The organism is Peristeroidobacter soli (genome assembly GCF_004138485.1).
GTDB lineage: Bacteria > Pseudomonadota > Gammaproteobacteria > Steroidobacterales > Steroidobacteraceae > Steroidobacter > Steroidobacter soli.
The window spans coordinates 574,618-599,662 of sequence record NZ_RYEV01000006.1 but is presented as its reverse complement, the minus strand read 5'-3'; the positions used below and the strand labels follow the sequence as shown (position 1 = coordinate 599,662).

General features: G+C 62.7%; 18 protein-coding genes and 2 pseudogenes. 9 read left to right on the top strand and 11 right to left on the bottom strand.

The genetic code is table 11. From position 1 onward, the window contains the following. Window positions 1-231: 231 nt before the first annotated feature. The 5 genes from EKO19_RS28875 to EKO19_RS28855 all read left to right on the top strand — a co-directional run bounded on the left by EKO19_RS28875 (window position 232) and on the right by EKO19_RS28855 (window position 6,713). On the top strand, window positions 232-2,412 hold the full coding sequence (locus tag EKO19_RS28875) for a TonB-dependent receptor (RefSeq protein WP_129780851.1): 2,181 nt from the start codon (window positions 232-234) through the stop codon (window positions 2,410-2,412). A 69-nt stretch (window positions 2,413-2,481) separates the two neighbouring features. Further along, window positions 2,482-3,882: an MFS transporter gene (locus EKO19_RS28870; RefSeq protein ID WP_129780850.1), complete on the top strand. Its 1,401-nt coding sequence runs from the start codon at window positions 2,482-2,484 to the stop codon at window positions 3,880-3,882. Further along, window positions 3,879-5,168, top strand: a complete 1,290-nt coding sequence (locus tag EKO19_RS28865) for a serine hydrolase domain-containing protein (RefSeq protein ID WP_129780849.1) — start codon at window positions 3,879-3,881, stop codon at window positions 5,166-5,168. Before EKO19_RS28870 ends, EKO19_RS28865 begins: the two co-directional genes overlap by 4 nt. A gap of 5 nt (window positions 5,169-5,173) precedes the next feature. Next, complete coding sequence (locus EKO19_RS28860) at window positions 5,174-5,509, top strand: cupin domain-containing protein (protein WP_129780848.1); 336 nt, start codon at window positions 5,174-5,176, stop codon at window positions 5,507-5,509. A 34-nt stretch (window positions 5,510-5,543) separates the two neighbouring features. Next, window positions 5,544-6,713 carry a dipeptidase gene (locus EKO19_RS28855; RefSeq protein WP_129780847.1) on the top strand — a complete coding sequence of 390 codons (1,170 nt, stop codon included), beginning with the start codon at window positions 5,544-5,546 and terminating at the stop codon, window positions 6,711-6,713. On the opposite strand, the gene EKO19_RS28850 is transcribed toward EKO19_RS28855, so the two are convergent. Both EKO19_RS28850 and EKO19_RS28845 read right to left on the bottom strand, forming a co-directional pair. Then, window positions 6,710-7,972, bottom strand: a complete 1,263-nt coding sequence (locus tag EKO19_RS28850) for an FAD-dependent oxidoreductase (RefSeq protein WP_129780846.1) — start codon at window positions 7,970-7,972, stop codon at window positions 6,710-6,712. The genes EKO19_RS28855 and EKO19_RS28850 overlap by 4 nt on opposite strands. A gap of 112 nt (window positions 7,973-8,084) precedes the next feature. After that, window positions 8,085-9,167: a helix-turn-helix domain-containing protein gene (locus EKO19_RS28845; RefSeq protein WP_129780845.1), complete on the bottom strand. Its 1,083-nt coding sequence runs from the start codon at window positions 9,165-9,167 to the stop codon at window positions 8,085-8,087. Between the two features lie 176 nt (window positions 9,168-9,343). Between EKO19_RS28845 and EKO19_RS28840 the strand changes: the two genes are divergently transcribed. The 4 genes and pseudogenes from EKO19_RS28840 (at window position 9,344) to EKO19_RS28820 (ending at window position 14,571) form a co-directional block, all read left to right on the top strand. After that, window positions 9,344-10,522 (top strand): aminotransferase-like domain-containing protein, encoded by a 1,179-nt coding sequence (locus tag EKO19_RS28840; RefSeq protein WP_129780844.1) that lies wholly within the window; start codon window positions 9,344-9,346, stop codon window positions 10,520-10,522. A 144-nt stretch (window positions 10,523-10,666) separates the two neighbouring features. Next, window positions 10,667-11,875, top strand: a complete 1,209-nt coding sequence (locus EKO19_RS39600) for an alpha/beta hydrolase (RefSeq protein ID WP_129780843.1) — start codon at window positions 10,667-10,669, stop codon at window positions 11,873-11,875. Between the two features lie 49 nt (window positions 11,876-11,924). Beyond that, window positions 11,925-12,561 (top strand): annotated as a pseudogene (locus EKO19_RS28825) (TonB-dependent receptor domain-containing protein). A gap of 417 nt (window positions 12,562-12,978) precedes the next feature. Further along, window positions 12,979-14,571 carry an isocitrate lyase gene (locus tag EKO19_RS28820; RefSeq protein WP_129780841.1) on the top strand — a complete coding sequence of 531 codons (1,593 nt, stop codon included), beginning with the start codon at window positions 12,979-12,981 and terminating at the stop codon, window positions 14,569-14,571. A gap of 55 nt (window positions 14,572-14,626) precedes the next feature. On the opposite strand, the gene EKO19_RS40030 is transcribed toward EKO19_RS28820, so the two are convergent. From EKO19_RS40030 to EKO19_RS28780, 9 genes and pseudogenes are all read right to left on the bottom strand, one after another. Then, window positions 14,627-14,734, bottom strand: a complete 108-nt coding sequence (locus EKO19_RS40030) for an FAD-linked oxidase C-terminal domain-containing protein (protein WP_175597247.1) — start codon at window positions 14,732-14,734, stop codon at window positions 14,627-14,629. Window positions 14,735-15,161: 427 nt separating this feature from the next. Further along, window positions 15,162-15,722: pseudogene (locus EKO19_RS38745) on the bottom strand (TonB-dependent receptor domain-containing protein); the annotation flags it as partial. A gap of 254 nt (window positions 15,723-15,976) precedes the next feature. After that, entirely contained in the window at window positions 15,977-16,504 is a 528-nt protein-coding gene (locus EKO19_RS28810) for a hypothetical protein (RefSeq protein ID WP_129780839.1), read from the bottom strand. A 49-nt stretch (window positions 16,505-16,553) separates the two neighbouring features. Further along, window positions 16,554-18,299 carry a CocE/NonD family hydrolase gene (locus EKO19_RS28805; RefSeq protein ID WP_129780838.1) on the bottom strand — a complete coding sequence of 582 codons (1,746 nt, stop codon included), beginning with the start codon at window positions 18,297-18,299 and terminating at the stop codon, window positions 16,554-16,556. A 1-nt stretch (window position 18,300) separates the two neighbouring features. Then, complete coding sequence (locus EKO19_RS28800; protein WP_129780837.1) at window positions 18,301-19,854, bottom strand: CRTAC1 family protein; 1,554 nt, start codon at window positions 19,852-19,854, stop codon at window positions 18,301-18,303. Window positions 19,855-19,921: 67 nt separating this feature from the next. Then, the gene (locus EKO19_RS28795; protein WP_129780836.1) at window positions 19,922-21,421 is read right to left on the bottom strand and encodes an APC family permease; all 1,500 of its coding nucleotides are present in this window, start codon (window positions 21,419-21,421) and stop codon (window positions 19,922-19,924) included. Window positions 21,422-21,430: 9 nt separating this feature from the next. Beyond that, on the bottom strand, window positions 21,431-23,053 hold the full coding sequence (locus EKO19_RS28790) for a serine hydrolase (protein ID WP_175597237.1): 1,623 nt from the start codon (window positions 23,051-23,053) through the stop codon (window positions 21,431-21,433). Continuing rightward, window positions 23,050-24,042 (bottom strand): dipeptidase, encoded by a 993-nt coding sequence (locus tag EKO19_RS28785; protein ID WP_129780834.1) that lies wholly within the window; start codon window positions 24,040-24,042, stop codon window positions 23,050-23,052. Before EKO19_RS28785 ends, EKO19_RS28790 begins: the two co-directional genes overlap by 4 nt. Beyond that, window positions 24,039-25,037 carry a dipeptidase gene (locus EKO19_RS28780; RefSeq protein ID WP_129780833.1) on the bottom strand — a complete coding sequence of 333 codons (999 nt, stop codon included), beginning with the start codon at window positions 25,035-25,037 and terminating at the stop codon, window positions 24,039-24,041. Before EKO19_RS28780 ends, EKO19_RS28785 begins: the two co-directional genes overlap by 4 nt. Window positions 25,038-25,045 lie beyond the last annotated feature (8 nt).

The following is a 25,045-nucleotide window of genomic DNA, read 5'->3' as shown; positions in this document are numbered from 1 at the left end:
CTTGATCCCATCAGATTCTCTCGTTATTGGATACAAAATCCATTAGTGCCGCTATTGTACTGGGAGTGATCTAAAACACCAGCGCTGGCTGAGCCCTGTTGATGCGGCTCGATAGTCTTCAGTTCCACGATGCAGCCGTTATCTGCTGCACAGCATCGAATCATTTGCGATCCGCGGTGAAAAAATGATATTGGATAAAGTCTCCAAAAATACACACGGGGAGGACTAGCAATGAAGAGGTCACGTCAACTGGCTTGCGTGCTGTCATCGACGCTGGCGATCGGCGCCGCGGCTCACGCCCAAAACGCATCCGACATCAATCAATTGGAGGAGGTCGTAGTGACGGCGCAAAGACGCGCCGAACGCCTGATCGACGTGCCTCAAGCAGTTTCCGTGCTCTCCGCCGACGACCTCAGTCGCTCGGGCGTGACTCAGCTGCGAGAACTGGCGAGCGCCGTGCCGGGCATTTCTCTCTCCACGCGCGGCGCTGGTGAAAACCAGATTTCTCTGCGCGGCATCACCGTTGGCGGCGTCGATGTCAGCGCGACGGTGGGCACGTATGTCGATGAAGTGCCCTATGGGTCGAGCAGCGGCTTCGGGCGCAACTCGCACTACGGCTCGGACGGCTCGCTCTTCAACGTGTCACGTATCGAAGTCCTGCGTGGACCGCAAGGCACGCTCTACGGCGCAAGCTCGATGGGCGGCCTGATCAAGTATGTGACAGTCGAACCCGATGCCACGCAGTTCAGCGGCAGCGCCAATTCCGGAATCTCCAGCACCGAGGACGGCGGTGTCTCCTACAACGGTGCGCTGGCAGTAAACATTCCTGTGACGGACGTGGCCGCGCTGCGCCTCAGCGGGTTCTACACGCACGACGGCGGCTTCGTCGACAATCCGAGCAACCGTGACAAAGACGTGAACCAGGCCGACCTCAGCGGTCTGCGCGCCGATTTCCTGATGAAACCGACGGAGGCGTTGTCGATCCGGCTGGTCGCCGAGTTGCAGGATATCCAACGCGACGGCACCGGCACCGTCGACTTCACTCCCGAGCCGAACGCTCGCCCCGTGGTCGACGATCTGAGCCAGGTTCGTCCCATCGCCGAGCCCTTCGATCAGACGTTTCAATTGTTCGCCGGCACCGTCAGCTACGATTTCGGTGGCGTCACCCTGACCAGCATTTCCAGCTATCAGGAAACCGATACCAAGAACGTGACCGACCTGTCGCCTTCGTTCGTGCCACTGCTCGCCTCGGTCGGACTGCCCTACGGCGGCATCGGCCTCACCGATCGGCCGCGCACGGAGAAGTTCACGCAAGAGATCCGCCTCGCCTCCAGCGGCAAGCATCGTGTCGATTGGATCCTCGGCGGGTTCTACACGGACGAAGACAGCACCCGAGCCTCAGCGACCGTGCTCGAGGACGTCTCGGGCGCGCCCGCGCCAAACTACATCTCGGCTTTCGGCATGCCGCTGGCCCTCATCGACGCGCCGTCGACCTATGAAGAACTGGCGTTCTTCGGCGACTTGACCTTCCATCTCACCGATCGTTTCGATGTCACGGCGGGGGCTCGCTATTCGACCATCGATCAGACCTACAACCAGACCCTCAGCGGGCTGCTGCTCGAACCTTTCACGGGCTATTTCCCGGCCAGCTCGGATGAAAACGTCACCACCTATCTGGCCAACGCGCGCTACAGCTTCAACGAACATTCCACGCTGTACGTCCGCTATGCCACCGGCTATCGCCCGGGCGGCCCGAATTTCGTGGTGCTGCCCGGCACGCCCTCGACCTTCGAGTCCGATTCGTTGCACAGCTACGAAATCGGCTACCGGATCGAGAGCAGCGATCGCGCCTACTCGCTCGATACAGCGGTGTACCACGTCGACTGGTCCGATATTCAAGTGTTCGATCTGACCAATCCGCTGGGCGGCATGCGCAATTCCGGCCGGGCCACCATCGATGGCTTCGAGCTCGCCGCGGTCGCGCGTCCGATCGATGATTTGCGTTTCAGTGGCAGCTTTGCCTATCAGGACGCGTCGCTGTCCCGGGCGGATCCGAATCTCTACGCCGCGAAAGACGATTCGCTGCCGAACGTCCCCGAGTTCACCGCCGCGGTCGATGCGGACTATGAGTTCTCGTCGAGTACGCTGCGACCGACGATCGGTGCCTCGTTGCGATACGTTTCAGAGCGTGACACGACCTTCAGCCTGGCTCCCCTGCGCCACGATCTGCCTGCGTACACCAGTGTCGACGTGCGTGGCGGACTCACACTCGGCGCGGTCGACCTGCAATTGTTCGTCTACAACGTGAGCAACGAACGCGGCGAGCTGTCGGCAATCACCGCTTCCGGACAACCGTCCGTGGCAATGATGCGGCCACGCACGTTTGGTGTGTCGCTGCGGACGCAGTTCTAACCTGCCATCGATGCCGCATGCGAGCGCACGTTCGCATGCGGCAGTTTGTTTGTCTGCCGGGGAGCGTCGATGACGAACGCCACAATAAAGTCCGATCTGTTGCGCTGGCAGCTGATCTGCATCGTCGCGGTATTCGTAAACGCGACGCTCGAGACCATGCTGGTGCCGGCACTGCCGTCGATTCGCACGGCGCTCGACCTCACGCCCTCGCAGGTGACGTGGGTATTCACAGCGCTGACGCTGTCCGCCGCGGTGTCGCTGCCTTTGCTCGGCCGCCTCGCCGATATCTTCGGCAGTAGAGAAGTTCTCGCCGCGGTATTCGTAGCAATCACCGTTGGGATCGCGCTTGCGCTGTTCGGTGGTAGCTTCGAAACCTTGCTGGCGGGTCAGGCGCTCCAAGGACTCGGCATGGCGCTGGTCCCGCTGTCCGTCGCCATGCTGAGCGCGGCGAGTGTGGATCGCTCGAAACTCAGCACCGCACCGTTGATGCTCGCAGCCGCGATCAGTACCGCAGCAGGGCTGCTGCTCGCGGGCGTCGTTCTGCGGTGGACGGATTATCGCGGCCTCTTCTGGATCGCGCTGGTACCGAATGTAATCATCGTGCTCGCCGCAATCCTCAGCTTGAAAGGCTCTCCGCGAGCGGCGGCGTCACAGCGACGCCTGGACGAAATCGACTGGCTGGGCGCATCGTTGCTCGCTGCGGCACTCCTGTCCGGCCTCATCGCTGTCACTCTCGTGGAGAGCGCTGGCTGGAGCGCGCCGCTAGTGCTTGGCCTGCTCGCCAGCGCCATCGTCGTGACACTGCTATGGATCCGGCGCTCGCTCAGTACTCCCTCGCCGATCATCGACCTCAGGCTGCTTCGCGATCCGGCGATCAGTCGCACGGCCATCATTCAAGCAGCGACCGGCTTCGGCACCTTCGCCGCGTTCGTGCTCGTGCCGCTCCTGATCGTATCGCCAACCGGCACCGGCGGCCTGGGCTTGAATGAGTCCGCCGCCGCCTACGCGCTCGCGCCCTTCGGTCTGGCCAGCATTCTCGCGCCAATGTTTGTAGCGCCGTTGCGCAAGCGTCTGGGCGCTGCCGTGGTGATGATCGCAGGCAGCGTCTTCGCCACGCTCGCACCACTCACGCTCGCCTTCGCCCCGAATATCTGGATCGTCGCCACCGCCACTGCCGCGCTCGGCTTTGGCATCGGCATGATCCTGACCCAAACGTTCGATCTGGTCGGTTCCATCGTGCCGCCCGACCGCGTCGCCAGCATCGGCGGACTCGTCTATGTCCTCAAGATGATCGGCGCCGCCATCGGCGGACAGGTGACCATCAGCTTTGTCCACGTCGAAGCCAACGCGCAGAGCTTCCTGACGGGATTCGTGATCGCCACCGCTGCGATGCTGATCGCCGCGCTGGCGGCATTCTCCTTGCGCAGTCGGCAGGTTTCCGGAGCAGCTTCAGCGGTGCAGGCACAATGACAACTTCGCATACCCTCGATTTACAGCCTCTCCTGGACGCACGTCGCGACGAGTTGGTCGCCGCCGCGCTCGGCAGATACGAGAACGGCACGTTCACTTATGCCACCGTCGGGCGGCCCCGACTCGACGCCGAGGGCGCCGTCGACGTCGATACCCGTTTCAAATGGGGATCGGTGACCAAGCTCATCACCGCCTTTCTGGTCTGTCAGCTCGCGGATGAAGGCCGGCTGCGTCTGGACGATCCCATCGACAAACATCTGCCCGGCTTCAGTGCTCGCATCGGCGACAACGGCACAACCACGATCCGTCATCTGCTCGCGCACCAGGCCGGGCTGGTCGATCTGTTCGAACGCTTCGATGACGCCGGGCAGATCATCGCCCGACTTGCCGCGGAAGGCTCGATCGCAGCACCGGGCACGTTGTTCTCCTATACCAATGCCGGCTACGCATTGCTCGGCGCGCTCATCCAACAAGTCTCGGGGCGATCCTGGCGCGACAGCGTGCTCAATCGCATCATCGATCCGCTCGATGCACGCACCGCCGTGTTTGTCGTTGCACCGGATGACGCGAATACCGCGAGCGACTATATGTTCAAGGATGGTGTTCCAACCGCGGCACCGCTCTGGCCGCACACCGGGCCGTTTCTCGAAGCTGCCGGTTCGAGTTTCGCCTCGGGCATTCGCGACGCCACTCATATTATCTCTTCGGTGATGTGCGGCCACGACTCCGCCAAGCCCGGCGGTCCGGCGTGGATCGGCGCCGCCATGCTCGCGGAAATGCACAGTGTGCAGGCTCGGCTGCCCGGTCCCAGCGTGCTGGCGAAATCCTGGGGGCTCGGCTGGTCGGTGGATGCCGAGCAGGGAACGGTTGCGCACATGGGCGGAACTTCCGCGTTTGCGCTTGGAATCCCCGGCCAGCGTCGCTTGGGCATCTTCCTTTCCAATACCCCCAACGGTGCCGAAATCGGACGCACCGAGTTTCGACGCATCTTCAATTTGCCCCAGCCGGTCACGGTGCCGACAGCTCACGACACGGATATGCACACAGTGGTCGGACGCTACACGAGCCCGTTGTTCGCGTTTGAGGTTCAAGCGGAGCACGGGCGTTTGTTTGCGACCTCGAATCTGTCGCCCGACCGCGTCGAGCTGCAGCCGACAGGGCGGCGAAGCTATCTCGCACGCATCAGCAGCGGCCGCGAAGGAATCGAAACGGAAGTCAACTTCCTCGGCGATGGCAGTGCGCCCACTCACATGCATATCGCACTACGCGCGCTACGTCGCGCCTGAAGCACATGAGTACCGAGCAAACTCAAATCTTTCACTCCGACCAGTTGCATTGGAAGGAGGTCGACGTGCGCGGCACACCCATGATGGAAGCCCGCACCATGAACGGTGAGCATGGCATCTATTCCGCCTTCTATCGCTTGCCGCGAGGCACCGAGATCAGACCTCACAGACATGAGTCGTGGGTTCAAGTGATGGTGATCGAGGGTTGCATGCGCGTCACCGCGGCCAGCGGCACCGAGCTCATCAAAGCCGGCGATTGTTACGTCGTGCCGCCCGGAGGCAGGCACGCCGAGCAGTCGGTCGAGGACACGTTGGTGCTGGTCGTCAGTCCGGACCCGTGAACCCGCTCAGCAGAATTCATCATTGGAACGACCCATGACTCAGCCACTTGCATCGCCGGGGCGCTACGACTTCGGCCTCACACCGGAACAGGAAGCGACCGCCGGGCGCATCCACCGCGAGGCGATCGTATTCGATCTGCTGTCCCAACACGCCGGCGCGAACATCTTCGACCACTATCCCGCGGATCTTCGTGCCGAGCTCGCGGCGACGCTGGAGCAGGCTGGCAACTACTACGAGAAGTTCCTGCGCTCGGTGATCTGGCCATACGAGATTTCGCGACGCGGCCAGTCCGACTTGATCGCGGATTGGTATCGCCAGGCCGGCGTGACAGTCATATCGCATGGCATCTCGGTCGAGGACATCCCGGGGCATCTCTACGATCTGCTGGTCGTCCCCTACCAGAACCTGCCTTGGTTACGGCACGTCACCACCGCGAAAGAAATGCGTCAGGCCAAGGCTGATGGCGTCATCGCGTCCTATGCGAATTGCCAGCCCGACAGCTCGATCCCGCACGACCTGGGAGCAATCAACCTCGCCTATCAACGCGGTCTGCGCTCGCTGATGCTGACCTATAACAATATGACGACGGTCGGCGTGGGCTGCACCGAGCGCGTCGATGCGGGCCTGTCGAATCACGGCGTCGACGTGGTCAAGCGCTGCAACGACATCGGCATGATCGTCGACGTGAGCCACTGCGGCCACGAAACCTCGATGGATGCGTGTCGCGTGTCGAGCAAACCGGTCACCGCGAATCACACCTGCGCTCGTGGTTTGTATTTCCATGCGCGGGGCAAGAGCGACGATTGCCTGCGCGCCATCGCCGACACCGGCGGCGTCGTCGGCATCGTGGCCGTGCCGGCGTTTCTTACCGACGATCCTGCGCCAACCATCGAGCACATGCTGGATCACATCGACTATGTCGCCGACCTGGTCGGCTGGCAGCATGTCGCGATCGGCTCGGACTGGCCGCTGCAGGCGCCGCGCGACGTCCTGGAACCGATATTTCAACCCGCCAACAAGATCGTCGGCTTCCGCAAGGAACATCGCCTCGACGTGACCGTGAACCTCAAAGGGTTCGACGACGTGAGGGACATGCCGAACATCACGCGCGGCCTGGTGAAGCGCGGCTGGTCCGAACAGCAGATCAAAGGAGTGCTCGGAGAGAACGCGCTGCGCGTCTTCGAGAACGTATGTGACGCTTAGTGCGGTCGGTAAGGCGTCGGGTCGAGCGCGGGCGTCACTCCCAGCATCTGATCGACGAGAAGCTTCGCCGAGCCCACGGCATGCGTCCAACCGAGATGGCCGTGGCCACAGTTGAGAAACAAACCCTCCGGTCCGGCGCGACCGATGCTCGGCAGCCCGTTCGAAGACATGGGACGAAGCCCGGCCCAGGGCTGTGCCGTCGAGCGGTCGACGCTGGCCGCGATATGCGGGTAGACGTTCTCGAGCAAGCGGAAGAGATTGTCGATCCTCGCCTGACGAATCCGTTTGTCATGACCGGCAAACTCGGCGGTTCCGACCAGGCGCAGTCGATCCCCGATCGGCACCAGCGCCGCATGCATCATGTCATCGATGACCGTCATGCGCGGCCACTCCACCCTCGCGTCACGTCGGATCGTAACGGAGTAGCCCTTCGCCGGCCGGATCGGAATTCGCAATCCAACGGTCCGTGCGAGCGGCACGCTGCCGTTGCCGGCTGCAAGCACGATGCGATGAGTTTCGATACGGCCTCGATCAGTCTCCACGGCCAGCACGCGGCCACCTCGGTTCACGAGGCGAGTGACCTTCACACCGCAACGGATCACGCCGCCCTGCTGTCGGATGCTATCCGCAAGCGCTCGACAGAATTTATAGGCATCACCCGATTCGTCATCGGGATAGCGCAGCGCCGCCACGATCTGAGATCGAATCGGCGCGAGTTGCGGCTCGGCGGCCACCGCGGCGTCGGCGTCGAGGACCTCGTATCGAAGCCCCAGGTCAGTCAGATAGCCCGCAATCCGCTGCGGACCGGCGAGCGCGGCGGCGTCTCGAAAAACCTTCATCGAGCCGGTTGCGGCCGCGTCGTACTCGAGCCGCAAGGTCTCGCGCAACTTGCTCGTCTCCGCGACCGAATATGCAGCGAGCGCGTAACTGGCGCGTGTCGCCTCGCGATGCCTCGTCACACTCGAATTGCGCAGAAAGTCGATTCCCCAGCCGATGAGCGAGGGCACCGCACTGATCCTGAGTTTCATGGGCGAGTATGGATTGAACAGCGACGCGGCCAGTTGCCGATACACGCCGGGCCCGTTCCAGGGATCGGGCATCGCCGGCGTCAGCATGGCCCCGTTCGCATAACTGCTTTCCAATGCCACATCGTTCGCGGCTTCGAGCAACTCGACCGGCTCGCCGCGCGAGATGAGCTCCCATGCAGTCGTGAGCCCCATCAAACCGCCGCCGATGATCACTGTCTTGGCATTGTTCATGCGTCAAGTGTCGCAGCGAAGGCCACACAAAGCGCAGCGTCGCGTGCATGAAATGCCCGGCGCATAGCTTCGCCGTGCGGAACGCATAAGAACCGGTCGCGACAGGTCGCGACTATTTCTTGCCGCACTCCTTGCCGCGCGCGTCGAAGTACGATCGGGGCGCCCGGCCAAACTGCCGTTTGAATGCGGTGGTGAAGTTGGTGATGTGTCCGTAGCCAATGGCGGCGGCGACCTCGGCCAAGGAGCTGTCGCCATCGGCCAGCAGGTTCCAGGCATGATTCATTCGCAGGTCCTGCCAATAATCGCCGGGCGTCATGCCATAGAGTTGTTTGAAACCATAGCGGATCTTGTTGCGATTCAAGCCGACGCGCCGGACGAACGCGTCGATGTCGGGGGCGTTGCGAAGATCGCTGCTGATCATGGCGCGCACTTGATGAAGAGCGGCCTTGTCCCGCGTGGAGAGCCGTATCGGCGCAGCGGCCTGCTTCTCCCGCTCGGCCAACGCGGACAACGCCAGACACAGCAACTGATTCACGGTCGCGCAAACGTATTGGTGTCTGAATTCGCCTTCCAAAGTGAGGGTCAGCAGACTTGCCGTCGACGCGGTCATCACCGGCAGCAACGGCAGCTCGAAGTCGCGCAGCTTGTTTTCGTTCCCCGCCAGCCAATCGCCGAGCGAGTAGGCGCAGGTCCGCATCAATTCCGGATAACGCTGCCGAAGATAGCTGACGTGAAACGCGATGCTGACGCCCCGCCGGGCGCTCTCGGGTCCGACGGACCAGAAGCAGGTGGTATTCCGAGGCACCACGGTGAGTGCGCACGTCGCTCCGGGGCGTCGCGCCGGGCCAAAGCCCTCGACCTCGAGGCTGCCATCGCCATCCAGTCCCAGATACAACCATCCATAGTCATCCGCGATCACTTCCGCCCAGACCGACTCACCGACGCGTCGCTGGTCGGTGCGCCAATCCGCGATGAACGCATGCAAGCCTTCCGCAACGTGCACGACTTCGGAGAAGCCGGGATCGTCATCGTCCATCGCCAGCGGCGTATGCAGCCTGAGGCCCAGGCCGGCGGGATACGGTTGCCAGCGGGCCGGCCGGAATCCCTGGATGCCCAAGCCGCTGTCGGCACCGACGAGTTCGTTGATATCGTAGGAGAAGCGCGCGGTCGCGCGTCGATTCGCTGTCGGCTTCATGACCGCCGCAGGATAACGCGGAATGCTCGAAAATCCAGCCGTCCCTTATGCCCGGGCGCGACCGGACTATGCGGAACGCACTTTGTTACCAGCGCGGATACACAGTGACCTGCGTCTCGCGGCACAATGCGGCGAGTGCCGGTACTGCAAACGTCGGCTGACCAGAGCGAATCCTCATGAATCTGATCCTGTCACAACGCGCACTGAAGCTCACCAGCTCGGTCATCCGCGAAATCCTGAAAGTCACGGAACGGCCCGAGATCATCTCCTTCGCCGGCGGCCTGCCCTCGCCCGAAACCTTTCCGGTCGATCGGCTGCTGGCGAGCACCGAATCGATTCTCAAAACGGCACCGATGCCGGCGCTTCAGTACGGTCCGACCGAGGGTTACCTGCCATTGCGGGAATGGATCGCCGCACGCCACTCCACCGCCTCGATGCGCATCGATCCGGCGGACGTGTTGGTCACCACGGGTTCCCAGCAGGCACTGGATCTGCTCGGCAAGATCCTGATCGATCCGGGCAGTCGCGTACTGGTCGAGACCCCGACCTATCTCGGCGCGTTACAAGCCTTCTCGCTCAGCGAACCGAATTTCGTTTCCGTGCCTTCGGATGAGCAAGGCCCGCAACCCGAAATGCTGACCAACGATCTGCTGCACGGCGCGCGCTTCATGTACTGCCTGCCAAACTTCCAGAATCCCACCGGGCGACGCATGCCCCTGGCGCGACGGGAGCAACTGGCGCAGGTCGCCATCGACGCAGGGTTGCTCATTGTCGAGGACGATCCCTATGGCGCCCTCTCCTACGACGGCGAGGTGCTGCCGACGTTGAAATCGATGATGCCGGAGCACGTCGTATACCTGGGCTCGTTCTCGAAGGTACTGACACCCGGGCTGCGCGTGGGCTATCTGATCGCGCCCCAGGCTCTGCATCGCAAGCTCGTGCAGGCCAAGCAGGCCGCCGATCTGCACACGCCTTCGTTCACCCAGCGCATCGTTTACGAAAGCGTCAAGGACGGCTTTCTCGACAGCCACATTCCCAAGATCCGCCAACTCTACGGGCAACGCTGCGACGTGATGCTGGCAGCGATGCGCGAGCACTTCCCGCGCGGCGTGACGTGGAATCGGCCCGAAGGCGGCATGTTCATCTGGGTGACGCTGCCGTCGGGCATCGACAGCATGGAACTGCTCAGCAAGGCCATTGCGCAGAACGTTGCCTTCGTCCCGGGCGAGCCCTTCTTCGCCAGCCAACCGCAAAAAAACACCCTGCGCCTGTCGTTCGTCACCGTGTCGCCCGAACGGATCCAGCGTGGCATCGCCATTCTGGGCGCGCTGCTCGCGAGGGAGTGCGGCGCCTGATACATCCGCTCAGGCGGACAATGCTTCGGAAATTGCGACAGCCATCGACGCGATTCGGACAACCTCGAGACTCGAGACCGGCGGCCCGGTTTGCAAACCCGCGCCGCTGTGCTCCCATGGCCGCTCCTCATCGACGAGCACCCCATGAAAAAAATCGCTTCCGTGCTGACCCTCGGCTGGCTGTTGAGCGCAATCGCCGTCGGCGGAGTCGCCCAGGCCCAGCGCGTGGATTCCACTGTCGCCATCGGCCAGAGCACTCACATCTGGTCCAGGACGTTACAGGAACAGCGCCGCCTGCTGATCCATTTGCCCAAGCACTACGCGCAATCGAACGAACGTTATCCGGTACTGTATCTGCTGGATGCCGAAGCGCAGTTCGCTCACACCAGCGGCATCGTCGAGTTCCTCGCCGGCAACGGCCGCATTCCGGAACTGATCGTCGTCGGCGTCACCAACACCAACCGCATGCGCGATCTCACGCCCGCGAGCGCCGATCCGAAGCATCGTAAAGAGCACCCGACCGCGGGCGGTGCCGATCCGTTCCTGGCTTTTCTGGCGGACGAACTGGCCCCGTGGGTCAACGCGAACTATCGCACTCAGCCCTATCGCATCCTGGCGGGCCATTCACTCGGCGGCCTGTTCGCGGTACATGCACTGATCAATCGACCGCAAACCTTCCAGGCCTATCTCGCCGTGAGTCCATCGCTTTGGTGGAACGATCGGGCCAGCGTGCAACAGGCCAAGGCGCGGCTGGGCGCCACGCCGCCGGGCCGGCATTTCCTGCGCCTGACCTGGGGCGACAACGAGAATGTGATTCGGGATTCGACCGCCGAGCTGATCGACTGGCTCAAAGCGAACCCGCCGCCGAATCTGCAATGGTCGCAGCGCTACTACGCCGGCGACGATCACGGCACCACACCTCATCGCAGCCATTACGACGGGCTCGAAGAGCTGTTCGCGAACTGGCAGCCGCGTTTCGAGATCGACGATGTGAATCAGAAGCTCGATCTCGCCGCCATCGAAGCCCACTACGCCAACCTGTCGCAGCAGTATGGATTTACGGTGAGACCCACGGCCGACGCCATCGACCACGTCGCTCGCAATCTCGCGGACCAAAAAGATCACACCGCCGCGCTCGAGCTGCGTCGACGCAACGTGCGTGACTATCCGTGGCTCGCCGAAGTTCATGCCTCGCTGGCGGACACCTTGGTAGAACTGAACCGCCCCGAAGAAGCCCGGCGCGAATATGACCAGGCACTTCAGTTGCAACTCCAGGACGAGAGCCCCTACCAGGACCCGCTGGTGTCCTACCGCGAAAAGCTCGAGAAACTGACCAAACCCGCGGGCCGCTAGCCCGCGCGTCGCGCTCAACATCGATCTGAGCGACAACGCGACTGCGTATGTGCAATATGCCACCGGCTTCCGCGACGGCTACAGCAACGGCCGCGCCGCCGGCCTGCATCTCACCGACCGCGGCCCGGACCTCTTCAATGTGCCCGAAGATGTCGACGTCGAGAAAATCAAGAACTACGAGCTGGGGTTCAAGGGCGTGTTCTTCGATCGCCGCCGGCGCGGTGTTCTATATGGATTACACCGACCTGCAGGTGTACGGCGGCTCGGTGCTGGATATTGCCGATGAACCCGCTTTCAACATCAATGCCGGCGAAGCCGCGATCCGCGGCTTCGAGCTCGAAGCCACGGTGCGCCCGTTCACGGGCGTGGAGCTGCACGTGGGCGTCGGCCACGTCGACTCCGAAATCAAGGAAGTGCGCTTCACCGACGAAGACGTTCTGAAAGACGTGGCCATGCCCACCGTACGTCCCTGGACCGCGAACGCCAGCGCCACCTATGAGCATGATTTGGGCATCGGCGGGCTGCGCGCCAACTATCGAATCGACTACGTCTGGCAGGCGCGCAACTACGATTCGCTCGGCGAGGGTGACCTCACCGACATCTATCCCGCGTTCGACACGGTCGATGCCAGCATCGGCGTCATTGCCCCGAAGTGGATGTTTCGCTGTTCGCCACCAACTTGTTGAACGAGAAATACTGGCTGTCCAGCTTCACGGATTTCACGGCGCCGGCGCATGGCGCGCTGATCCTCTACCAGCCCCGCATGGTGGGCGTGCGCATGAATATGCGCTTAAAGGATTGACCGGACCTCCTTGAGGCCGAGGCCGGGCTGCCAAACGGAGCCCGGCCTTTGTCATGGCTGCGGTAAAACCGCCGACTCAGCGGTTTCTGCATCACCAACCCATTGAAAATAGGGATTATTTCTCACGACCCTGATCAACCGACAACCATACTCAAAAGATATGGCTCATCAATGAACCATATATTTTACGTCGAGGAGCCAACCGGCTATGGTTCCCTCACCCTGCGGCTACCGGCCCTGGCGCCCGCCCTGTTGAGACCGGTGCCCACCAGAATCTGTCATCTCGATCAGGAGTACGGTTGTGTCGAACTATGCAAGCACCGCGGATCAAGCCGGCGCGGTCATCGCTCAAAACGGCCCGAGCTGGAGCGCCATCAGCCCGGAATATGTCGCGCGGATGCGTCTGCAGAACCGCTTCAAGACGGGTTTGGATATCGCGCGCTATACCGCGAAGATCATGCGTGAGGACATGGCCGCCTATGACAAGGATGCCGGTCAATACACCCAATCGCTGGGCTGCTGGCATGGCTTCATCGGTCAGCAGAAGCTGATCTCCATCAAGAAGCATCACGGCTCGACCAAGCGTCGCTATTTGTATCTGTCCGGCTGGATGGTGGCGGCGTTGCGTTCCGAATTCGGTCCGCTGCCGGACCAGTCGATGCACGAAAAGACGTCCGTGTCGGCGCTGATCGGCGAGCTGTACACCTTCCTTCGTCAGGCCGATGCTCGCGAGCTCGGCGGTCTGTTCCGCGATCTCGATGCGGCGCGTGGCGCGAAGGATGCGGCCAAGGAAAAGGACGTACTGAGCCGCATCGACAATTTTCAGACTCATGTGGTGCCGATCATCGCCGACATCGATGCCGGCTTCGGTAACGCCGAAGCGACTTACCTGCTGGCCAAGCAGATGATCGAAGCGGGTGCCTGCTGCATCCAGATCGAAAACCAGGTGTCGGATGAAAAGCAGTGCGGTCACCAGGACGGCAAGGTCACCGTGCCGCATGAAGACTTTCTGGCCAAGATTCGCGCCGTGCGCTATGCGTTCATGGAACTGGGCGTCGATGACGGCGTCATCGTCGCTCGTACCGACTCCCTGGGTGCCGGCCTGACCAAACAGATCGCCTACACGCGCGAACCCGGCGACCTCGGCGATCAGTACAACAGCTTCCTGGATTGCGAAGAAGTGACGCCGGACACCATGAAGAATGGCGACGTCATCATCAATCGCGGCGGCAAGCTGCTGCGTCCGAAGCGTCTGCCCAGCAACCTGTTCCAGTTCCGCACCGGCAGCGGCGAAGATCGTTGCGTGCTCGACTGCATCACCAGCCTGCGCAACGGCGCCGACCTGCTGTGGATCGAGACCGAGAAACCCCACATCGGTCAGATCAAGGGCATGGTGGATCGTATCCGCCAGGTCGTGCCGAACGCCAAGCTGGTTTATAACAACAGCCCGTCGTTCAACTGGACCCTGAATTTCCGTCAGCAGGTGTTCGATGCCTGGAGCAAGGACGGCCGCGACGTGTCGGCTTACGACCGTGCCAAGCTGATGAGCGCGGACTACGACGCCTCCGAGCTGTCGAAGGAAGCCGATCGTCGCATTCAAAGCTTCCAGCGCGATGCGGCGCGCGACGCCGGCATTTTCCATCACTTGATCACGCTGCCGACGTACCACACGGCTGCCTTGTCCACCGACAATCTGGCCAAGGGTTATTTCGGCGAAGAAGGCATGCTGGCTTATGTTGCCGGCGTCCAGCGCAAGGAAATTCGCGAGGGTATTGCCTGCGTCAAGCATCAGAACATGTCCGGCTCGGACATCGGCGACGATCACAAGGAATACTTTGCCGGTGAAGCCGCGCTCAAGGCCGGCGGCAAACACAACACGATGAATCAGTTCTAAGAGACTGTTGATCGGGCGGCCCGGGGAGCCCTCCTCGGGCCGTTTGCTTTTCCCGCTATTTCAGATCGAACACTTTGCCGGGATTCAGGATGCCGTTCGGGTCCCAGGCATCCTTGAGCTTGCACATGAGCTCGACCGCGGCCGGGCCGAACTCGTCGATCAGTTTGTCGCGCTTGCCCGGCGCTGAGAGGCCAGATCACTGCGTCGGGCGGATATCCTTGCGCGAACGCTTCGCCACGACCGTGTTGCTCGCGAACGGCTGTTCCGACGCTCAGTCGTTCGCCGAACAACGGACGCAATTGCTCGATGGCCCGCGCCACCCGTGCCTTCGCGTCTGGCGACGGACCGATCGTGATGTATCTGCCAATGTGGTAGCTGTACAGTCGACCGCCATCCATGTCGGCCGTGCAGGCCAAGCTGTCGCGCGCAACGGGCAACACCTCTCTCTCGAGGTACTCGGCATAAGAAACGAAAGCAGGCTTCACTATTTCCTCGACGAGTGCCCGCCCCTTCTCAGCCAAAGCAGCCATCGCATCCTGCGAGAGCTTGTAGCTCACGTTGACGCGTGGATTCACGCTCGTAAAAGTGCCTTCATTGGCGTTGCTGGCCGGCAGACCGAAGCTGGCCGACGTCGCCGTGAGCGTGCGCTTCTCATCGTAATAGCGAAGTCCACCAATCAGAGTGAGCCGATCAGTGGCGTGCCACGCCAACTCACCGAAAGCCGCCCATGCCGTGGACTCGCTCGTGGCACTGGCCGAGATGAGATCGAAGGGAGCGCTGCCAGCGCCGTCGTGGTTCTGGATATTCCGTCGCGATCCAACTGCCGGCCGTACAGTCCCACGGTCCAGTCGAGCACGCCGCCAGGATTCGACGCCAGTCGAATTTCGTCCGTGTAGACATCGATGTTGGAAGTCGAGCCCAGCCCCACGCTGGTGATGAAGCCGTTGGGAAAGCCGAGCAGCGGCAGCAGCGGCACATACACAGACGACAGGTCGGTGGTCGTATCGTTCTGCGCATTCAGATAACCGAAGCTGTTGACCAGCGAACCCCAGCCCAGATCCAGACGCAGTACTGCGTTCACGACGTCGTACTTCGGACTGTTCAACTCTGAAATGAGCGCGTTGCTGCGTCGCCGTCGTCGTCGGACACACAGGTAGCTGCGGCCGCTGGCGATCTCGCCGAGATCCGCGCCGTAGAGGCGGCTGTAGGCCTCTTGAATCACATCGTCGACATCGGCTGCACTCAAACTCCGCACCTGACGGCGCAGCCAGCCACGCACCTCCGGCTCGTGCGGAAGGATGTGGCCGATCACCCAGCGATGGCGGAAGGCGGGGTCCAAGGTCTGTGCGGCTCGAAATCAAGGGAACGCAAGATAGGGGATGAACCAGAACGGCAAAACACTACCCTAGCGCGCCGAATAATCGCCGCGCACCCAGTCGGGCAGCTCGGCCGGGGTGAACTTCTCGTTCTCCACGAAATCGATGTCGCGATTCACCATGAGCATCTCGCCGGGACCGAGGCGGTGCGACTCGGGCCTCGGCGAGGCGTAGGCCTTGCCGACTCGAAGGTGACCACGCAGCACCAGAACTTGCGCACCGGGCTGCTTGGCGTGAGCGTCGATGTAGAAGCGCGCGGGCTCGTCGCCCTCCACGACGACTTCCAACAGCGTCGAGCGCAGGGTCAGCGTCGCGGTCGCCGACGTGTCGATCACCGCCTCGCCGTCCAGCCATAATTTGTGCTCGGAGCCCGCGCTCGGCTCGAGCTGGCTGCGCCCAAGAACCCGAGCGAGCACGCCGTCACCCAATTCGACCGAGTGGATCCGGCTGCGCTCAAAGGAGTCCCACCCGACCGCCAGGGCAATGGCGACACCGACGAGAACCGCGATCCCAATCGCGGCACGCCGCTGCCGGAGTTCCAGTGGTTTCGCGCGCATTGCCGGAGCTTACAGGCTTCGGCGGCGCAGGTCGCTGATGCCAGCCAGGCTATCTCGGAATCACCGGCAGCGTGATGTGCGACGGGTACTCGCGCGAGTGATGAATGGTCTGAGTTGCCATCTGCATACGCGTCTCCATACCGAACTCGCCGCCGGTGTTGGGATTGCGATCGAAGCGCGGAAAGTTGCTGCTGGAAATATCCACCCGAACGCGATGTCCTCGTTTGAATACATTGCTGGTCGCCCACAGATCGATGGTGTACTCATAGATTCGACCCGGGCTCAGCAACGTGGGTGTTTCGAATGACTCCCGGTAGCGCGCGCGAATGATGCCATCCGCGAGATTGTAGGCCTTGCCGTCGGGGTGGACATCGACGAGTTTCGCGGTGAAGTCCGTATCCCTGGCCGAGGACGCGGCGTACAGGGTGACAGTGACAGGCCCGGTCACTTCCAGGTCGCGCGACAGCGGCGCCGATGTGAACACCAGAATATCATCGCGCTCGCCGAGCTTGGCCTGATCGTACGGACCCGCCGGCGTGGGCTTGAACATCAGATTGCCGCCGAGCGTGGGCACCGGGTTCATCGGATCGTAGACGTAGTCATCGGTGGGCTGGCGGGAGGTCGGTTTGCGCGCTTCGAGCACGCCGTCGCCGCCGGGGCCATTCGCCTTGCCTCCGCTGTGGAAGTAATACTTCGTGTACTGCGTCCGGGCCAGCGGCCATTCCTGTTCGGAGCGCCAGCGGTTCTCGCCCATCACGAAAATCCGCACCGGCGGCTCGTCGATGAAGCCGTCCTCGTTGCCCTTCAACCAATGATCGAACCAGCGCGCATGCAATCCTTCCAGATCGGGGACCGCGTCGGGCCCGAAATCCAGCTCGCCGAGCGCGGTTGCCGGCTGGGGTGTATGCCGCCAGGGGCCGATGAGAAGTTTTTGATGAGCTCGCGCATGTTCGCTGCGTGCCTGTTTGCGCATGTGGGTGTAGCTCGACAACGTGCCTCGTAGAAACACGTCGTACCAGCCACCGATATTGAAGGCAGGCACGTCGATCTCACCGACCCGGGCGGCGACGTCGAACTGCTGCCAGTAGCTGTCGTAGGTGGGATGAGCGATCCAGTCACGCCAATGCGGCAACGACACGCCCAGCGCTGTATCCATGGTCTGCAATGGCAGATGCCGCAACACCGGTTGCCAATCTCGCTGCGGTTCCTGGTTGGTGCGCGACCCCATCAATGCCGCCCAGCCGAGCCGCGAACCGAGTGAAAGCGCCCCGCCTGGATACGCGACATCCTGGTAGTAGTTGAAAGGCGTCATGGTCGGAACCATCGTCGCGAGTGCGGGTGCGCGTAGATGCGCACTCAACCATTGAGTCGACGCCAGGTACGAAAGACCCTGCGTCCCGACTTTTCCATTCGACCAGGATTGGGCCGCGGCCCACTGCTGAGCGTCGTAACCATCCGCTGCCTCCGAGGAGTACGGATAGAACGCCCCTTCCGAATCGACACGTCCGCGTACGTTCTGATGCACGAACACGTAACCGCGTCGTACCCATCGCTGCCCGGCCTCGACCCAGGTCTGCTCCGCTCCGTTGTGATACGGATCGCGCACCAGAATGACCGGATACCGTCCGTCACCCGCCGGACGATGAATGTCCGTGGACAAACGGACGCCGTCGCGCATCGGTACCATCACGTTGTAGTCGACAACGATGCCAGCATCGTCGGCGCGCGTCAGTGCCGCGGCCGTCATCAACACAACGAACAACAGCAGACATTTTTTAATCGTCGTTCTACTCATCTCAGTTCTGCCTCACGACCAGGGAGCTGCCGGCAAAGCGCGCGGGATCGACATTGCGAACGTACTGGCGCGTGCGTCCTGCGGGCCCCAGGAAAGTCACCTCGACGGTAACGCGTTCGGTTCGAGGCAGGCCGAAATGCACCGGCTGCACGCTTTGCGAGTCGTAGCCCTCGCCCGTCGTCACCAAACGCGTCCCCAGCACCTTGCCCGCCGCATCGAACAGACGTACCTCGGCACCCGCGCGAGAGTGGCGGCCCTGTCGATCAAGCACCGTGACCTGCAGCGAGCGCGGCGCATCCCGGCGTGCAACTTCGTTCTTCAGCACCCAATGACGGCCGGCATCGCGACTGTCGGTGAGCGACAGGTCCAGATCGCCGTCACCATCGAAATCCGCCCACTGCACACCGTGATCGGCGTGGTTCAACACATCGGTCGCGGCTATCACATTGACGAACCCGTGCCCCGTGTTGCGCAGGAGCAGATCTTTCGGCTCCAGCCCGTTCGCGCCACGCACGTAACCGGCGATGTAGAGGTCGAGCAGACCATCCAGATCGTAGTCGCCCCAACTCGCTGCGACCGCGAGCCCCCGCTCAGTGATGCCGAGCTCCCTGGCGACATCGACGAATCGGCCGCCGCCGTCATTGCGATACAAAAGATTCAATCCATACGAGGCCACGAACAAATCCAGATCGCCGTCGTTGTCGTAATCGCCGACCGTGCAACCGACACCGCCCTCGGCGAGTCGACGCTGCGGCTGATCCATGTTCAGCTCGGGCGCGACATCGGTGAACCGGCCGCCATCGTTGCGATACAGGGCATCCTTGTCGCCCTCCTGATTGGCGACGAATACATCCAGGTCGCCGTCCTGATCCATGTCGAACCAGCAAGCGCCCACCGAGCGGCGGACGTCGGCCAGCCCGAGTTCCTTGGCGACGCTCACGAACTTGCCACCGTCGTTGCGGAACAAACCGTTCTCGCCGATGCGATTGGCCACGAACAGATCCAGGTCGCCGTCGTTGTCGTAGTCGATCCAGTTGGATTGGCGGCTGCTGACGCCGGGCATGGCCACGCCGGCGGCTTCCGCCACCTCGACAAACCCTCGGCCCGCATCGTTGCGATAGAGCAGGTTGCGACTGGCGATGGGCACCTTGCGCGTGCCTGCATACAAATCGAGGAAGCCGTCCGCGTCGTAATCGCCCCAGGACAATCCGCGGACCTCATCGCCTTGCGTGGGCAGACCGAGCGTGGCGCCGACATTGCTGAAGCTGCCACGATCGTTGCGATAGAGCCGCACCTCGCCACTCTTGAACGAAACCGCCAGATCGAGATCGCCATCGTTGTCGAAATCCGCCCAGGCATTCGCCAACGCGCCCGGCGCTGCGAACACTTCCGGCTGGTACACGGTGAACTGCGGCGCAGGGCCATTGTCACGCTCCAGAGCCAGTTTCGTCGCGGCCGACTCGGCGCGAGCCGTCTCGCCCACTGGCAGCAGCGCCCGGCATCCGAGGATTAGAGCGCCAGTACGGCACAGCCAGCGACCCTTGTTCTTGATCATCAATAAAGCTCCACGATCCGGCCAGGACACGACGATTCCGACCCCGACGATGCCGCGAGGCGTGCGCTCACGCCGGCAGTGCCTGAGTCGACTTGCGGCGAAATACGAAATAGACCGGTGCTCCGAGCAAGACCATGAGGAAACCCGGAAGGGTCGTTGCCGGTCGATACGCAAGCAAGGTACCGAGGATCGCGACCGCGCCACAGATATAAAAGGCAGGCACGATGGGATAGCCGAAGGCACGATACGGACGCGGCACGTCGGGTCGTAGCCAGCGCAAACGAAACACACCGGCGACCGTCAGCACGTAAAACAGCAAGGCCGCGGAGACGGTGTAGTCGAGCAGGTTGTTATAGAGATTGCCGTAGGCCTGGGTCGCGGGATCGTGGGTCCGGATCAGCACCAAGGCCGACGCCCACACCCCTTGCATGGCCAGTGCGACGCCCGGCACCTGCGCGCGATTCAGCGCTTCGGCGCGCCGGAAAAACAAGCCGTCGCGTGCCATCGCGTAATAGGCCCAGCCGCCCGACATGACCAGCGCGTTGATACAACCGAACGTGGAAATCAGGATCGCCACAGCCATGACGGCCGCGCCGAATGAAGGGAACATGGCATCGAGCATCACGGCGGCCACGCGATCGTTCGGCGCGGTTTGAATCTGTTCCCAGGGCAACACCACCAGATACGCCAGATTCGCGCACAGATAGATGCCGATCACCAGCAAGGTGCCGGCCGCGAGCGCTCGCGGCAGATTGCGTTGCGGGTCGCGGACCGATCCCGCGGTGAACGTCACGTTGTTCCAGGCATCCGAGGAGAACAGCGACCCGACCTGCGCGACGCCAAGTGCGACCATCAAACCGAACAAAGTCTCCGGCGACAGCCCCGGCGCCGTCGGCGTATAGCCGCGCGGCTCCCAAAGGTTGCCGAAGTTGTCGCGGACCGCATCGACGTTCCAACCGATCAGCACGCCCAGCACGATCACGATCAGCAGCGCGCCGAGTTTCGCGGACGTGAACAGATTCTGGATGAGCTTGCCGTATTTCAGGCCGCCGATATTGGTCCAGGTCAGCAGCGCGATCAGCAGCACCGCGACCGCCTGGCCGGTCGACAACGACACGGCATAGCGGCTCGACAGATGAATCGGCGGAATCAGATAGCGATGATCCGCGGCCCACGGCCAGAGAATCTCGAGAAAGCGCGCGAACGCCACTGCGACCGCGGCGATCAGGCCGGTCTGGATGACTAGAAACAATGTCCAGCCATACAAGAATCCGAGCAGCGGCGACCACGCCTCGCGCAGATAAACATACTGGCCGCCGGCACGCGGCATCATCGCCGCCAGCTCGGCATAGGACAGTGCCGCCGCCATGGTCAACAGCCCGGTGATGAGCCATGCGGCCAACAGCCAGCCGGGACTGCCGACCTGTCGAGCCATCTCGGCGGACACGATGAAGATGCCCGAGCCGATCATCGACCCGGCGACCAGCATGGTGGCATCGAAGCAGCCGAGCGTGCGCTTGGCTTCCTCACCCACCGGCGCGGCCTGAGGATTCGCGGTGCTCGACATGATCCCGCCTCAGTTGCCGCTCTCGACCCGCTGCAGCTCGCCGCCGAACAAGCGACCGGCATCGAGCGTGACCGCGTGTCCCCGAGGATCGATTTTGAAAGTGGCGAAGCTCGCGTGGCCCGCCATGCCACCGGTCCAGATCATGCGAAAGGTATCGAGATGCCAATGTTCCAGCCGCCCCAGGAACGCGCCCGGCACACGCAACTGGAGTTGCCCGTCCGCCAGCTCGATGTGCACTCGGCCCACCTGCGGATTCTGGTATTCACCGACGTAGTCCGTCAGTGGCAGCGACGGCGATGTGTTGGGTAGCCTTTGCCCGGCTTGCTCGCGAGCGGCGACTGCGGCTTCCTGCTCGCGCTGCTCGACGACTTGCAGCAGGTCCGCGCTCCAGTCGTGCCGTGGCAGACCCAGCAACGCATCGAACACTCGAAAAGAAATCAGCCGGTTGAACGCCGCCAGATTGCCGCGACCAAAGCTGTTCGCCAGCACGATCACGCCGATGCGCCGCTCGGGCAACATCGCGCCGAACGCAGGAAAGCCGAGGATGCCGCCGGAGTGACTGACGTACTCATGGCCGCGATAGTCGTTGTGAAACCAACCGAGCGCATAGGACGGCCGATCGGTCGTGGGGCTCACGCGTTGCACCGCTGCCCAGATCGGATCCGGTGAATTCGCCATCAGCATCTGTGGCGCGTGCATCTCCGCGACGGTGTCCGGACGGAGAATCTGGACACCGCTCGCACGCCCCTGTTCCAGCTGCATCCGCAACCACTGCAGCATGTCGGTCAGATTTGAGACGATGGCGCCGCCCGCCGCCGCGTTGTCGTACGACTGCCAGGGTATGACTCGCACTCCTTCGGGAGTGAGCCAGTGAGGCATCGCCACGTTGTTACTACGCGCGCTCGACGCATTCACCACGGCACCGGCGCTCGGCACGCCATGAAAACTCGGCGCGACGTACGCGTCATCCCAAAATTGATAAGGACTCGTGCCGCTGGCCTGCATTTCCAAGGGTTCCAGCAGGCGCCGCTTGACGAAGTCTGCCCACGGTTGACCGGTAACAGCTTCGATCACCTGTCCCGCCACGCCATACATGAGATTGCTGTAGAGATACTGGTGGCGAAACTCCGCGGTCGGCTCGACGTAACGAGCCCGACGCACGATCTCCTTGGCGTCCAGCAGAGTCACCACCATCATCGTTGATTCGATGCCGGTGCGGTGCGCGAGCAAGTCGCGAATAGTGACATGCTCGGTCAGCCAGCCATCGCTGAGCTGAAACCACGGCAGATGATCGATGACCCGGTCGTCCCACTTCAGCCGGCCTTCATCCACCAGCAGCCCGATGGCGGCGGCCGTGAACGCCTTGGTCATCGATCCGATCTGGAACAGCGTCCGCTCATCGACCCGCGGCTTCGCCCCCACCTGGCGCTGCCCGAAGCCCCGCGCATAAATCACTTTGCCATCCTGCACGACGCCGATCGCCGCGCCCGGCACTTGCCAATCCACCAGCGCCTGCTCGACATATCGATCCAGATCGCGCAAGGCATTGCCGGGCGCGGCATCGGCAACCGCGACCATGCCGAGCCACGACAGGCTCAGCAATCGCACCCACCACACGGAACAAACATTCATGCCGCATTCCCCGTCGACCGCGACGCCCATACCTGCTGGAACACGCGTCGAAAATTGCCCCCGGTCAGTTGCGCGATCTGCCGATCGCCCAAGCCGCGCGACCGCAATCGCGCCACCACCGGCTCGATCTCCAACATCGCCAGGCCGGTGTGTTCCAGGCCGACGAGGTGGATCACGTGCTCGATGTGCCTGATCGTCTCTTCGACTTGCGCGCCCTGCTGGCCGCCGACTGGCAAAGGCGAATGACCGACACCAATGACACCGCCGCGCGCGGCACATGCCTTGATCTGCTCATCGGTCGCGTTCAGCGGATGCTCTTGCAGAGCCGCGGCGTTGGTGTGACTGAAGATCGTCGGGTGCGCGCTCGACGTCATGACTTCGAGGCTGCCGCGCCGGCCCATGCGAGCCACATCGATCACGATGCACTCGGCGTTCATGCGCTTCACGGCACTGGCGCCCAACGATGTGAGCGACAGATCCGATCGTTCCAAAGCACCGTCGCCGTAGGCGCCCTTCCAGTCGCAGGCCATTCCCATCACCGCAATGCCCGACGCGCGCAAATCCGCCAGATCGTCGAGCTGGATCGCGAAACATAGCGGGTCTCGCAAACAGGCAATCACGCCGAGCTGATCCGGCGCTGCCGGTTCGGCATTCGACTGCACGATCGCAGCCTCGGCGCTCGAGACCCAGCGCCGCAGGCGCAACCAGTTTCGGAATAAAACATCGCGTGTCGGCGCGGCGTCGAGACTGACCAGCAACGAGCCGATTCCCAGGGCACGCGCCAATCGCACTTGCTCCGTGAACTGTGGTTCAGCCCCCGGCCGCATGTCTATTTCGAGCGCCGCCGTCACGAAGGCGCTGCCGCGATTGTTTGTAACGCTGCGTGTTTCTTCCGTCTCGTGTGCCGACGACACAGCCGTCACGGGAATCGCGGCGGCCAGACTGACGAAGCTCCGCCGCGTCAACGCGAGCGTGTCGTTGCGATTCATTCCCCCCACACCTCGCGCCACACGCGCAGCCAGTTCAATCCCATGATTCGCTCGATACGCTCGCGCGCATAGCCAAGACGCATCAGCCCGGCGGTGATCAGCGGCACCCCGCTGAAGTCGTCGAGATGCTCGACATAGATCCAGTCCTGTTTGTGCTGCGGATAAACGTCGGCGGGAAAGAACGCCGGATCCACGGCGCCGACGCCACGCCGGCCGATGATCTGATCCAGACCGATGCCCACGTGTTCATCGCCGACCAGCCGCACCACGTAGTCGATGTGACGCAGATACTCATCGAGCGGCGCCGACTTCGGCCCGGGCGAACGCTGGTCGGCGAGGAAGAAGTTGAATGCGGGGATGCCGACGACGCCACCCCGCCGCGCGATCGCGCGTATCAACTCGTCGGTGATGTTGCGTCGGACATCGCGTAAAGCGCGCGGATTGGCATGCGAGCAAACCACCGGCCCACGCGTCTGTTCGATGGCGTCGAAGCCGGTCGCCTCGCTGGTATGTCCGCCCACGTCGACGACGACCCGCAGCGCCTGCAAAGTCCGCACGACCTCCACCCCGAAATGACTCAACGGCCCCATCTGCGGGTCCAGGCAGCCCGAGCCCACCGCGTTGCCGAGGTTGTAGACCAGGCCGGAGGAGCGCAGCCCCAGGGCCTGGAAACCATACAACTCATCGAGCCGGCCCCGCCCCAGTTCGACGCTTTGCCAGCACGGGATCAGCGCGAGCTTGCCTTGCCGGCGCGCCGCCTCGATCTGCGCGATCGACGTCGCTTTCAGCGCACGATCCCGGCACTCGTGCAGAAACCGATGCTCGGCCGAGCCGACCTCCAGCCGGAGCGTCGTCATGTTTGCATGCACGCCTCCGGCCTGCAGCGTGCGCAGTACCTGCTCGCTGAGTCCGGAAGCGTCGAGGCCGTTCACGACGAACAGTTGCTCGTGCAATGAGCGGGCCTCGCGCCACAGGCCGCTGTCCAGGGATTCCACAGCTGTCC

What these genes read in the sequence shown, in the direction of transcription:
- EKO19_RS28875 (WP_129780851.1), top strand. Translation starts at nt 232, where the DNA reads ATGAAGAGGTCACGTCAACTGGCTTGCGTGCTGTCATCGACGCTGGCG.
- EKO19_RS28870 (WP_129780850.1), top strand. Translation starts at nt 2,482, where the DNA reads ATGACGAACGCCACAATAAAGTCCGATCTGTTGCGCTGGCAGCTGATC.
- EKO19_RS28865 (WP_129780849.1), top strand. Translation starts at nt 3,879, where the DNA reads ATGACAACTTCGCATACCCTCGATTTACAGCCTCTCCTGGACGCACGT.
- EKO19_RS28860 (WP_129780848.1), top strand. Translation starts at nt 5,174, where the DNA reads ATGAGTACCGAGCAAACTCAAATCTTTCACTCCGACCAGTTGCATTGG.
- EKO19_RS28855 (WP_129780847.1), top strand. Translation starts at nt 5,544, where the DNA reads ATGACTCAGCCACTTGCATCGCCGGGGCGCTACGACTTCGGCCTCACA.
- EKO19_RS28850 (WP_129780846.1), bottom strand. Translation starts at nt 7,972, where the DNA reads ATGAACAATGCCAAGACAGTGATCATCGGCGGCGGTTTGATGGGGCTC.
- EKO19_RS28845 (WP_129780845.1), bottom strand. Translation starts at nt 9,167, where the DNA reads ATGAAGCCGACAGCGAATCGACGCGCGACCGCGCGCTTCTCCTACGAT.
- EKO19_RS28840 (WP_129780844.1), top strand. Translation starts at nt 9,344, where the DNA reads ATGAATCTGATCCTGTCACAACGCGCACTGAAGCTCACCAGCTCGGTC.
- EKO19_RS39600 (WP_129780843.1), top strand. Translation starts at nt 10,667, where the DNA reads ATGAAAAAAATCGCTTCCGTGCTGACCCTCGGCTGGCTGTTGAGCGCA.
- EKO19_RS28810 (WP_129780839.1), bottom strand. Translation starts at nt 16,504, where the DNA reads ATGCGCGCGAAACCACTGGAACTCCGGCAGCGGCGTGCCGCGATTGGG.
- EKO19_RS28805 (WP_129780838.1), bottom strand. Translation starts at nt 18,299, where the DNA reads ATGAGTAGAACGACGATTAAAAAATGTCTGCTGTTGTTCGTTGTGTTG.
- EKO19_RS28800 (WP_129780837.1), bottom strand. Translation starts at nt 19,854, where the DNA reads ATGATCAAGAACAAGGGTCGCTGGCTGTGCCGTACTGGCGCTCTAATC.
- EKO19_RS28795 (WP_129780836.1), bottom strand. Translation starts at nt 21,421, where the DNA reads ATGTCGAGCACCGCGAATCCTCAGGCCGCGCCGGTGGGTGAGGAAGCC.
- EKO19_RS28790 (WP_175597237.1), bottom strand. Translation starts at nt 23,053, where the DNA reads ATGAATGTTTGTTCCGTGTGGTGGGTGCGATTGCTGAGCCTGTCGTGG.
- EKO19_RS28785 (WP_129780834.1), bottom strand. Translation starts at nt 24,042, where the DNA reads ATGAATCGCAACGACACGCTCGCGTTGACGCGGCGGAGCTTCGTCAGT.